Here is an 11265-nt window from a genome sequence, read left to right as displayed (position 1 = left end):
GGGTGGGGGGGGGCGGGGGGGCGGGGGGGGGCGCGTGCGCCGGGGGTCGCCCGCGGCGGGCCGCCCCGGCGCCTCGCCGGGGCCCCCCGCCGCGGGGGGGGGGGGGGGGGGCCCCCCCCCCCCACCGCGGCGTTCCGCTGTGACGTCAGCTCGTCCGTACGCCGAAGTCGTGGGTCACGAAGTCGAGTCCGCCCGGCGACGAGGTGATCTCGTAGCCGAACTGGACGTCGCCGACGGTCACGTCACCGATCCATCCCTTGGTGTTCTTCAGCCAGGCGAGCACGGCCTTGAGGTCGACCGTGCCGGAGGTGGAGTCGCTGGTGCGCAGGAACGAGTAGACGGCGTTGGCGCCGTTGTCGCCCCGGTAGACGTCCCAGGTGTGACCGCCGAGGCCGACCCTTCCCTGAGCGGTGCCCAGCGGCCCGACGGGGCCGTGGTGATTGACCCAGAGCATGATCTCGTGGTCGTAGTTGCTGTCCCAGATGTCGTACGCGGTGTTGTACGCGCCGGCGGTGGGGACCGAGACGTTGTAGTGGCTGGTGAGTGTGGAGATGGCGCCGACCTTCTTGTTCACGACCTTCTTGGCGTTGGGATAGGACTTGATCCCGCCGGTGCCGGGGTGGTCGGCCCAGACGCCCCAGTCGGTGGCCGAGCCGGCCCAGATGGTCTGGGGTCCGGCTCCCGAGCCCCAGATGTTGTTGTAGAGGGTGTAGCCGCCGCTGTTCCAGGTGCCCCAGCGGTCGGAGGAGTACCAGACGGCCGCGTGCGCCGGGGCGGACGCGAGGCCGACGACGGCCAGCAGTGCGAGGAGCGGGGCGAGCGCCGCGCGCCGGAGTGCGCGGCGTGCGCCCTGTGTGGGGTGTGCCATGGAGTCCCTTCCATGGGTGGGGGGATCACGTCCTCCTGGGAAAGGAGAGGACGTGCTTCTCGTCGGCGACGAGAGTCATGGGGAAGCGGTCCGTGCCGGCGACCACTTCGACGGTCCGGTCGGCCGGTGACCGCAGCACGGCGGTGACGGACCCGTCGCGCCAGCTGAGGTCGAGCCGGGCCCCGAAGCGGGTGCGGACGCCTCGCAAGGTGCCCGCGGGGCAGCCGGGCAGCGGCGCGGGGAGCAGGACGAGACGGCTCGGGGTCGACTGGACCAGGCATTCGAGCAGGACGGCGGGGAGGGCGTGCGCGGCGTCCGCGTTGTAGACGTCGCGGCCGGGGTAGTGGGCGCTCATCAGCGAGGCGTGGAAGAAGTCGCCCTCCAGCACCTGGCCGAGGGCCCGTCCGGCCCGGTCACCGTCGCGGAGCCGGGCGGCGACGAGCGCGGTGTGCAGATGGCCGTGCGCCGAGTCGTTCTCGGCGCCGCGCAGTTCCAGCGCGCGGTGGGCGGCTGCCGCGAGGTCCGGCGTGTCGTAGGGGTTGATCTCGTCGAGCGGCCACACCGGGTAGAGGTGGCTGATGTGCCGGTGGTCGTAGTTGTCCTTGATGCCGGGCGGGGCCCATTCGGCCAGCGCGCCGTCGTCGTTGACGCGGTAGTCGGGCAGCCGCCCGGCGAGGTCCCGCCAGTGCGTGGCGCGTGGATGGCCGGGGTTGTGGGCGGCCGCGGTGGCGAGGGCGTGCCGGGCGGCGGCGATGTCCATCGTCGCGTCGACGGTGCCCCAGCTCGCGTTGGCCGGCCGGTTCTCCGGCGAGTACGAGGGCACGACGGTGACCCGCCCGTCGGGACCGACCGGGACGAGGAAGTCCTCGTAGAACGTGGCGACTTCCGCGAGGGCGGGCGCCAGCCGGGGGTCCGGCGCACCGCCGGCGAGGGCTTCGTCGAGCAGCGGAAGCAGGAGCCAGTCGGCGCCCGCGGTCCAGAGGTGGAGCGGGTAGGCGCGTTCGAAGTGCCGGGTGTGGCCGGATTCCCCGTCCGTGTGGGAGGGCGCCACGACGCCGCGCGCGCCGAAGAGGGCCCGGGCGTTGTCGCGCCAGTCGTCGAACTGGCCGTGCACCAGCTCTGCGTGGGCGGCGGAAACCTCGGGGAGCGCGGCGACGGCGGCGGAGGCGATCTGCAGATTCAGGTTGGCGTTCGTGGTGAAGGCGCCGGACCAGGCGGTGTTCCAGTCACCGGTCCACAGGCCGACCAGGCGGGGCGGCAGCATGCCGCTGGACGACAGCAGGTGGTAGCGGCCCGCCGCGAAGAGCCGTTCCAGCAGGGCGGGGCCGGCGGGCCTGCGGAGCAGTTCACTGCCCGGCAGCTCCTGCTCCGCCGGGTCGGCGTCCAGAGACAGTCCGGCCCGCTCGTAGGCGTCGCGATGCGGTGGGAGATGACGCTCGAGGAGCCGGGCGTACGCCCCGTCGGTGTGCGCGGTGGTCGGCGCCGCGAGCGCCCGGAGGGCCGCCGCCTGGGCCGCCGCGGGGTCGACGTCGGCGGGGTGACGCTCCACCCGGGTCAGCAGCAGCACCGCGGAGGCGTCGGTCACCCGCAGACCGTCGCGGGTCCGTGTCGTGCTTCCGCCGGTGACGGTGACCAGGGTGGTTCCGGTGAAGGAGGTCCGCCCGTCGGGGTAGTCGGTGCGCAGGCTCAGCAGGCCGGTGCACGGCCCTTCGTGCTCCAAGGTGGTGCGGGTGAAACGGAGTCCGGCCGGGAGCCCGGGCAGTTGCTCGTCGAGCGTGAGATCCGCGCTGAGGCCGCCCGGTTCCGTCCGCGTCCGGTGGACGATCACGTCGTCGGCGCGGGAGACGAACACCTCGCTGCGCCGGGCCCCGCGCACGGCGGTCACGACACCGGAGGTGAAGTCCACCTCCCTGCGGTAGGTCCCGGAGCCGGCGGCGACGGCGGGGGTACGGCGGAGGCGTACCTGGAAGGCGGGGTGGAACGGTTGCACCCACAGGTGCGGGTGTCCGGCCCCGAAGCGTTCGGCCGCCGTCGTGTCCCCGGCGAGCAGGGCGTGCTGGAGTTCCGGCAGCCCGGCGGCGAGCTCCGGTGGGCCGGCCGTCTCGCTGCCGTTGGGGCACACCAGGGTGTGGTGGTTGACGACGACACGCTCGTCGCCGACGTCGCCGTACACCATGGCGCCGTGCCGGCCGTTGCCGCTGAGGAAGGCGTCCTCCCACCGCGCGGCGGGGCGTGGTTCCCAGGTCCCGTGCCTCACGGCTGCTGTGCCTTCAGGACGGCCGCGCCGTGGCGGTCGAGACGGAGCGGGCCACGGACCGCGTCGCCGGTGAGCAGGTCCCGGTGGTGTCCCGGCACCGTGACGGTGACGGGTCCGGGAGCGTGGTTGAGCAGGAAGAGCAGGTCTCCCCTGCGTACGGCTTCCAGCCCGGCCGGCCGGTCCGGGAGCACGGGACGGACCCCGGCCTCGTCGGCGACCTGTGCGAGCAGGTCACGCAGCATCCCGGGGTCGGGGAGCGTCGAGACGTACCAGGCGTTGCCCTGGCGCAGGAGAGCGGGCAGCCCGGCGAGTTCGCCGCTGCTGTAGACGCCGACCGTCTCGGCGGTGGAGACCTCCAGCTCCTCCGACCACACGGTGCCGTGGAACGCGCCGGGGCCGTCGCACGCCACCGTCTCGCCGGCCTCGAGCGGCCACCATTCGTGCACGGTCGCGATGCCGAAGAGTTCCCGCAGCCGCTCGTCCATGCCGCCGGGCCGGATGCGGTCGTCGCCGTCGGCGGTGCCGGTGAGAAAGCCGGACACGAGCGAGCCGCCGCCGCGCACATGCGCGACGAGGTTGTCGACTGCGGCGTCGGTCAGCAGATACAGATGCGGGACGACGACGAGGCGGTAGGCGCTCAGGTCGTGCTCGGGGTGGGCGAAGTCGGTGGTGAAGCCCTTCTCCCACAGGGCGCGGTGCCAGGCCCGGACGACGGCCGGGTAGTCGAGACCGCTGGACAGCCGGCCCTCCTGGCCGTCCGCCCACCAGGAGTTCCACTCGTGCAGGATCGCCACGTCGGCGGGCACGCCGGCGCCTGCGACATGCTCGCCGATCCCGGCGAGGTCGGCGCCGATCCGCTTGATCTCCCGGTAGGTGCGGCCCTGTTCACCGGCGTGGGTGACCATCGCCGAGTGGAACTTCTCGGCGCCCTGCCGGGACTGCCGCCACTGGAAGTAGCAGGCGGCGTCCGCGCCGCGTGCCACGGCCTGGAGCGACCAGAGGCGGTTCAGACCGCGGGGCTTGGGATGGTTCACGCCCCGGAAGTTCACCGGCCCCGCCGCCTGCTCCATCAGCATCCACGGGCCGCGGGCCTGCGAACGGGTCATGTCCTGGATCATCGCCCCGTACTGTCCGCCCAGCGGATCGCGCGGGTCCGGGTAGACGTCGACGGAGACGACGTCCTCCTCCTCGGCCCACCGCCAGGCGTCCTGGCCGGTCCAGAAGGGCATGAAGTTGGTCGTCACCGGCAGCCGCGGGGTGTGTGCGGCGACGATGTCCCGCTCCGCGACGTAGCACTCGAGGAGTGCGTCGGAGGTGAACCGACGGAAGTCCAGCGCGCAGGCCGGGTTGCGCATGTACTGGGCCTTGCGGGGCGGGATGATCTCGTCCCAGTCGTCGTAACGCTGGCTCCAGAACGCGGTGCCCCAGGCCTCGTTGAGCGCGTCGAGGGTCTTGTACCTCTCCCCCAGCCAGCGGCGGAAGTGGCGGGCGGTGCCGTCGCACCAGCAGAACGTGCAGTACTCGTTGTTGATGTGCCACATCCGCAGCGCCGGGTGGTCGCCGTAGCGTGCCGCGAGGTCCTCGGTGATCGCCGCCGCGTACTCCCGGTAGACCGGCGAGCTCGGGCAGAAGTGCTGGCGGGAGCCGTACCAGATCACCGACCCGTCCTCGCCGCGCGGCAGTGTCTCGGGATGGCGTGCGCCCATCCACGGCGGCGGCGAGGCGGTCGGTGTGGCGAGGACGATCCCGATGCCGTTGCCGTGCATCAGGTCCGTCAGCCGGTCGAGCCGGCCGAACTCGCGTGCTCCTGGGCGGGGTTCGATCATCGCCCAGGAGAACACCCCGAGGGTGACGGAGTTGACCCCGGCCTCCTTCATCAGCCGTACGTCCTCGAGCCAGGTCTCTTCCGGCCACTGCTCGGGGTTGTAGTCGCCGCCGAAGAGCACACGGCGGCCGGTGGCGTCGTACAAGGAGGGCATGGGAGAACTCGCTTCGTCACGAAGTGGCTGGGGGAAGGGGCGTCAGACGGGGTCGGCGTACTGGATGCCGCGGCCGTTGGTGCCCAGGTAGACGCGGCCGTGGAGGCGTGGATCGCCGGTGATGGTCTCCCCGATCCACCCCCACTGGTGGGCGTCGTCGTTGATCCGCGTCCAGGAGGCTCCCTCGTCGTCGGACCGGAAGACGGCGGTGATGTCCTCGGTCGCGCCGACCTGGAAGACCGCCGGGTAGTCGGCGCCGGCGGCGGCCTTGCCGAAGCCGAGGCTGTAGGAGGCCCAGCAGCTGGTGACCTTGCTGAAGGTCAGGCCGCCGTCGGTGGAGCGGAAAAGCCCGTTCCACTTGGCCGAGAGCCACAGGTCGCCGCCACGGCCGGGCGCTGCGGCGACCCTGAACTGACTGTCGCCGAAAGCCAGTCCCTCCGCGCCGGCGGTGAATGTGAGCCCGCCGTCGGTCGAGCGGTACACCGTGCCGGAGGCGGTGTCGTAGGCGTAGAAACGACCGGCGTGGACCGGGTCGGCGACCGGGGTGGCCCCCTTCGGGAACGTCGGCACCTGTGTCCAGGTGTCCCCGTTGTCGGTGGAGCGGTGCGTCGCGTGCGTGGAGCCGTCCCAGTGGACGAAGGACCACAGCAGGACCCGGCCGTCGGCGCTCACCGCGATCGGCCCGGGTGCGGTGGCCGCGATCTCCGGCTGGCTCCTGAAGGGCCGCCAGGTCCTGCCGCCGTCGCGGGAGTAAGCGCCGTTGCCGCCGGATGCCCAGCCGGTCCGCACCACGTACGAGGGCCTGCCCGCGGCCGCGGCGAGGCCGGTGGCGGTGCCGAAGACGGGGTTGTCCGCCATGCCGCGGGAGGGCGAGGCCGTGAGGGAGTCGTGGTACATGACGCCGATGTCGGCGAGACCGCTGATCAGGTGGGCCCTGCCGGCGGGCGGTGAGATCAGCTGCCGTACGGAGCTCTCCTCCAGCCCCCGGATCTCGGGCGCCCAGTGGACGAGGTCCCGCGTCCCGTAGAGCGTGGCGCCGGTGCCGTGGACGATGTGCCGCGAGTCGAAGGGATCGACGGCGACCGCCTGGATCCACCAGCCGAACTTGGGCCGCTGCTCACCCCAGCGGAGGTACGGCGTCTCGGAGACGTCCAGGACGGCGGTGTCCTTCAGGGAGGTCCAGCTGCGTCCGCCGTCGGTGGACCGGAAGACGGTGTCGACCTGTGCCCAGCGGTTGTTGGTCGACACCACCACGGTGCCCGGACGGCGGGCGTCGACGGCCACACCGCCGTAGGCGAAGGTGTCGCGCGAGCCGTCGTCGGCGGTGCCGCCGGGGCGGACGGGGGTGACGTCGGTCCACACACCGGTGGCGGTGTCGAGTCGGTGCACGCCGCCGTCGCTCTGGCCGTTCGGGCCGGGCGCGTCCGCGAAGGTGACGTAGAGCGCGTGGCCCGCCTCGTCGTACGCCGCGCGGATCGGCACACGGGCCGCCGCGCCGCCCGGCAGACCGGGGACCTCCTCCCAGCTGACGCCGTCGCGGGTGCGGCGCAGGGTCGGTCCGCCGTCGGCCCAGGACGCGTACAGCACCCGTCCGGCGGCGACGAGAAACGTGACGCCCTGCCCGGTCGGGGACGGCTGGGCGGGGAAGTCGGCCCGTGCCCAGGTCGCGCCGCGGTCGGTGGAGCGCCACAGCCCGTCGTGTCGGCTGCCGAGCCACAGCGTGTCGCTGTCCCGCGGGTCGACGATCAGCCGCTCGCCGGCACCGCGGCCGTCCTCGTTGGCACCGAGCTTGACGGGCAGATCGGTACGCGACCAGGTGACTCCCCGGTCTTCGGAGCGCAGCACGGCGCCGTTGCCCGCCCAGCTCTGGGTGTAGGTGCCGACCGCGAGGTACAGCCGGTCGGGGTGGTGCGGGTCGACGGCCATCGCCTCGACGCCGAGAAGGTTGTGGTCGTCCCAGCCGAGGCCGTCGTTGAGCGGCGTCCAGGACCGTTTGCGCGCGTCCCAGCGGTAGGCGCCGCCGATGTCGGTACGGGCGTATGCGAGGCCCTTGACGCGGGGGTGGAACAGGACGCCCGTGATGAATCCGGTGCCGCCGATGACGACGTTGCGCCAGCGGTACGCCTGGGTGCCCCGCGCCGCGGGGTCGGGGCCCGGCGCCGTCGCGGTCGTGCGGTCGGCGGCCGTGGCCACGCCGTGCAGAAGGGGCAGTGCGGTGATGCCGGCGGCGGCGCCGGCGGTGAGGACGGTGCGCCTGCCGGGGTGGCTCGATGGCAGGGACATGGCTGGTACCTCGATCCGTGAAGGCGAGCGGGGGGTGGAGGCCGCCGTGTCCGGCCGTGGTCAGGTACGGCCGGACACGGCGGCGACTGTGGGGGCGTGCGTCGAGGAGGGCCACGGCCCGCGTCGGCCGCACGGCGGCGGGCGCTGGCCGGCGTCAGCCCTTGACCGCGCCGGTGAGCATGCCCTTCTTGAAGTGCCGCTGGACGAACGGCGACAGCACGGCGACCGGCAGCAGGGCGAGCACCATGACGGCCATCTGGATGGACAGCGGCGAGAGGTGGCCGGTGTTGATGGCCTGCGCCAGTCCCGTCGGCCGTTCCTGCTTGAGCACCAGCTGCATCATCACGTTCTGCAGCGGCATCATGTCCTGGTCGCTCAGATAGATCGAGGCGTTGAACCAGGCGCTCCAGTAACCGACCGCGTAGAACAGGGAGATGACGGCCAGCACCGCGCGGGACAGCGGCATGACGATCTGCCACAGGATCCTGGCCTCGCCGGCGCCGTCGATCCGCGCGCTGTCGATGAGTTCGGGCGCCACGCTCATGAAGAAGGAGCGCAGGACGAGGATGTTGAAGACGTTCACCGCACTGGGGAGGATCAGCGACAGGTAGGTGTCGGTCAGTCCGAGCCCCTGCACCAGCAGATAGGTGGGGATGAGGCCCGCGCCGAAGAACATCGTGGCGAGCAGGATCATCAGCAGCGGCCGGTGCAGCACGGAGCCGCTGCGGGAGAGCCCGTAGGCGCACAGGACCGACACCGTCATGCTGAACAGCGTGCCGACGAGCGTGACACCGAGGCTCACCAGCGCCGCCCTGGTGACCTGGCCGCCGCCGAGCAGCTCCTGGTAGGCGACGAACGTGACGCCGCGGGGCACGACGACCAGGCCGCCCGCCTCCGTGATGGTCTTCACCGACGACACGCTGGTCACGACGACGATCCACAGCGGGAAGAGGACGGCGGCGCAGGCCAGCGCGAGGACCAGGCCCTTCGCGGCGAGCCCCGCGGGGCGTGGCTCCTCCTCCCAGGCCGGCCGCAGCCGGCCGCGGGTCCGCTCGCGCCGCTTGACGCCCAGAACGTGACTCATCGCTTGTACACCCCCTGTTCGCCCATCATGTGAGCGACCTTGTTGGCCGCCAGCACCAGGCAGAGGCCGAAGATTCCCTTGACGATGCCGACGGCGGCCGCGTAGCTGAAGTCACCGAACTGGATGCCGACGTTCCAGACGTAGGTGTCGAGGACCTCTGCGGCGGTGGGACCGACGGCGGTGCGCTGGAGCAGGATCTGCTCGAAGCCCACGGTCAGGGCGTTGCCGACCTGGAGGACGAGCAGCAGGGCCACCACCGGGCGCAGCGCGGGCAGCGTCACGTGCCACATGCGCCGCCATCGGGTGGCGCCGTCCATCGCGGCGGCCTCGTACAGATCGGGGCTGACGGCGGACAGCGCGGCGAGGAAGACGATGACGCCCCAGCCGGCGTCCTTCCAGACCATCTCGAACGTGACGAGGAACTTGAACAGCCCCGGGTTCGTCATGAGGTCGATGCCCTCGTGGCCGTGTTCACGCAGGGTCTGCGCGAGCATGCCGGCCCCGCCGAACATCTGCTGGAAGACCGTGACGACCAGCACCCAGGAGAAGAAGTGCGGCAGATACAGGATCGCCTGGGCGACGGCACGCACCCGTGGCCGGACGAAGCTGTTGATGAGCAGCGCCAACAGGATCGGCACGGGGAAGAACAGGGTGAGCTGCACCAGGAAGATCGCCAGGGTGTTGCCCAGCGCCTGCCAGAACAGCCGGTCCTCCACCATCCGCGCGAAATGCTCCACCCCTACCCAGGGGCTGCGGGCCATGGCCTGCCACGCGTTGTCGCCGACATAGGGGTCGTAGTCCTGGAAGGCGACGACATTGCCGAGCAGCGGTATGTAGTTGAAGACCAGCACCAGCAGGACGGCCGGCAGTGTCATCAGGATCAGCGTGCGGTCGCGCCGCAGCCGGATCCGCCAGGTGATCCCGCCCCCGCCGGCGGCGCGGCCGGGCGGCCCCGCCGGCGCCGGCCCGCCGTCCCCCGACGGTGCTTCCGTGCTGTCGTCGGTGGTACGGGCGGGGCCCGCCACCTTGCTCTGCGACACGTCTCTCTCCCCGCTCCCCGTCCGCCGGGCGGCCGCTCAGGACGCCTGGCCGCCGGACTCGTCGAGCAGCTTCCGGTACCAGTCGCGCAGTTGGTCGCCGCCGCGTGAACGCCAGTCGGAGACGGCCTGCTGCATGTCGGCGATCTTCTTGCGGCCGCGGACGATGTCCTTCTCGAGGTCCTCGAACTGGCTGCTCAGCTCGGCCCAGCGGTTCGGCTCCTGGACCTGCATGCCGTAGAAGAGGGGCTTGGTGAGGAAGGCGCCCATGCGCTGCTGCCAGCCGACCATGCCTTCGGCGACGTCCGGGTGGTTGGGGTAGGCGAAGAACTGCTGAGGACTCGCGATGTATTCGTAGGTGGCGAAGACCTGGTTGTTACCGGTCTCCGTCTTGGTGATCTCGTCGCCCTTGACGGTGTGGTGGACGCCTTCGACCCCGTAGGCCTTCAGGCGCTGCTCCTTGGTGCCGTAGGGGGCGGCGGTGAAGTTGGCGATCGCGAGGATGTCGCGGACGGTCTTCTCGTCGGCGTTCTTGTTGATGAAGGCCCAGATGTTGGACGGCGAGCCGGCGTAGAGGCGGGGCTTGCCTCCGTCGTGGTGGAAGTAGTCCATGGCGGCCATGGAGAAGTCCGGGTTGTCGCCGCGCTGGACCACGGTCTTGCCGTACCAGTCGGAGATGTCCGCGTTGTACATCCACACCTTGCCGGCCGCGAAGAGGTTGCCCAGGTCGCCGGTCTCCGCCTTGGCGTCGGGGTGGACGAGACCGGCCGAGTACAGCGAACGGGACCATTCGAGGGCTTCGAGGTACTCATCGGTCTCGATGCGGTGGACCAGCTTGTCGCCGACGAGTTTCCAGCAGGTGGGCTTCTCGTCGAGGACGCCGAAGAACTTGTACGCGGCCCACGTCATGTCGCCGCAGCCCCAGACCTTGTTCCTGGCCGAGGTGATCTCCTTGGCGAGGTCGAAGAACTCCTGGGTGGTGGTGGGCGCCTCGTACCCCTTCTCCTTGAAGAGGTCGACCCGGTAGAACGGCGCGATGTTGGGGATGTCGCTGGCCGGCATGGGCAGGCCGCGCAGCTTGCCGCCGAAGACCGCACGCTGCCAGGCGCCGGTGGGGATCGCCGCCAGGTTGGGGTACTCCTTGACCTTGTCGCCGGAAAGGTAGGGGCCGAGGTCGGCGAACTTGTTGTTGATGGCGCTCGGTATCTTGCCGCCCAGTTCCCACGCGGGGACGACGACGGCGTCGGGTACGGAGCTGGAGGCGAGGACGGCGCCGAGCTTCTGTCCGTAGGTGTTGCCGTCCTGGTTCTGCCAGTTCACCTTGACGCCGATGGCTTCGTCCATCGCGGTCCAGTACGGGTTGCCGGACTTGGGCGGCGTGCCCCACAGGGGAGCCATGACCGTGACCGTGCTGCCCTTGCCGAGCTTCTTCGGGACCGAGACGGCGAGCTGCGAGGCCGGCAGCGCGGTGGTGAAGCCCAGCGCTGAACCGTTCTTGCTCGGCACGTCGGGCTGCACGACGTCGGAGCCCACGAAGGTCGGCAGGATGCCCTGGAGCTTCTTGCCGGTGGTGGCGCCTTCGGTGCGGTCGCCGCCGGAGGAACCGCTGCACGCGCCGAGCAGCGGTACGCCGCCGGCGACGGCGACCGCGGCGACCGCGGTCGAGGCGAGGAACGATCTCCGGCTGGGGGCCTGGGCATTGGGCATGGCGTCAACCCTTTCCTCACGCGGGCAGCCGGCGGGCATGGGATCGGCTT

7 protein-coding genes are annotated in these 11265 nt (G+C 71.5%); all 7 read right to left on the bottom strand.

Annotated elements, in window-relative coordinates; all coding sequences use genetic code 11:
* Positions 1–145: 145 nt before the first annotated feature.
* Positions 146–868: a hypothetical protein gene (locus ACIPJI_RS12275; RefSeq protein WP_402245977.1), complete on the bottom strand. Its 723-nt coding sequence runs from the start codon at positions 866–868 to the stop codon at positions 146–148.
* A 25-nt stretch (positions 869–893) separates the two neighbouring features.
* Positions 894–3125, bottom strand: a complete 2232-nt coding sequence (locus ACIPJI_RS12270) for a glycosyl hydrolase family 95 catalytic domain-containing protein (RefSeq protein ID WP_402245976.1) — start codon at positions 3123–3125, stop codon at positions 894–896.
* Positions 3122–5104: a beta-galactosidase gene (locus ACIPJI_RS12265; RefSeq protein ID WP_402245974.1), complete on the bottom strand. Its 1983-nt coding sequence runs from the start codon at positions 5102–5104 to the stop codon at positions 3122–3124. The genes ACIPJI_RS12270 and ACIPJI_RS12265 overlap by 4 nt, the downstream gene beginning before the upstream one ends.
* A 42-nt stretch (positions 5105–5146) precedes the next feature.
* A complete protein-coding gene (locus tag ACIPJI_RS12260) occupies positions 5147–7387 on the bottom strand; it encodes a 1,4-beta-glucanase (protein WP_402245972.1) in 2241 nt (746 codons plus the stop codon).
* Positions 7388–7541: 154 nt separating this feature from the next.
* Positions 7542–8471: a carbohydrate ABC transporter permease gene (locus ACIPJI_RS12255; protein ID WP_402245970.1), complete on the bottom strand. Its 930-nt coding sequence runs from the start codon at positions 8469–8471 to the stop codon at positions 7542–7544.
* On the bottom strand, positions 8468–9511 hold the full coding sequence (locus ACIPJI_RS12250) for an ABC transporter permease (RefSeq protein WP_402245968.1): 1044 nt from the start codon (positions 9509–9511) through the stop codon (positions 8468–8470). The genes ACIPJI_RS12255 and ACIPJI_RS12250 overlap by 4 nt, the downstream gene beginning before the upstream one ends.
* 36 nt (positions 9512–9547) lie before the next feature.
* Positions 9548–11215 (bottom strand): extracellular solute-binding protein, encoded by a 1668-nt coding sequence (locus ACIPJI_RS12245; RefSeq protein WP_402245967.1) that lies wholly within the window; start codon positions 11213–11215, stop codon positions 9548–9550.
* Positions 11216–11265: the final 50 nt, after the last annotated feature.

Source organism: Streptomyces sp. NPDC086835 (assembly GCF_044745705.1).
Classification (GTDB): Bacteria; Actinomycetota; Actinomycetes; order Streptomycetales; family Streptomycetaceae; genus Streptomyces.
This window is presented reverse-complemented; position numbering and strand designations above follow the sequence as displayed.

Coding starts and splice junctions, on each gene's coding strand:
- ACIPJI_RS12275 (WP_402245977.1), bottom strand. CDS start 868: ATGGCACACCCCACACAGGGCGCACGCCGCGCACTCCGGCGCGCGGCG.
- ACIPJI_RS12265 (WP_402245974.1), bottom strand. CDS start 5,104: ATGCCCTCCTTGTACGACGCCACCGGCCGCCGTGTGCTCTTCGGCGGC.
- ACIPJI_RS12260 (WP_402245972.1), bottom strand. CDS start 7,387: ATGTCCCTGCCATCGAGCCACCCCGGCAGGCGCACCGTCCTCACCGCC.
- ACIPJI_RS12255 (WP_402245970.1), bottom strand. CDS start 8,471: ATGAGTCACGTTCTGGGCGTCAAGCGGCGCGAGCGGACCCGCGGCCGG.
- ACIPJI_RS12245 (WP_402245967.1), bottom strand. CDS start 11,215: ATGCCCAATGCCCAGGCCCCCAGCCGGAGATCGTTCCTCGCCTCGACC.